The organism is Virgibacillus sp. GM2-2 (assembly GCF_055329585.1).
Map to the genome: position 1 here is coordinate 1 of NZ_JBUZWC010000207.1, position 215 is coordinate 215.

The following is a 215-nucleotide window of genomic DNA, read 5'->3' on the forward strand; positions in this document are numbered from 1 at the left end:
TTGGAAAGATAAAAGCCATGAAGAACTTTCAACAGAAGAAATCAAAAAAGGCTTAGACATTCTTAAAAATATGGGTATTGTAGAGTTGGTGATTTCTGGCGGGGATCCGCTTTTACGTGATGATATCGGCGAAATCATCAATTATGCTAATGAAAGGTTTGTAACTACTGTTTATGATAACGGTAGTATGGCTGCAAAAAAAATTGATGTTTTAC

At 34.4% G+C, this 215-nt stretch carries 1 protein-coding gene; it reads left to right on the forward strand.

The window, feature by feature from the left end:
- The coding region (locus ACY9Z2_RS19575; RefSeq protein WP_463611336.1) for a radical SAM protein at window positions 1–215 on the forward strand (215 nt) is incomplete at both ends.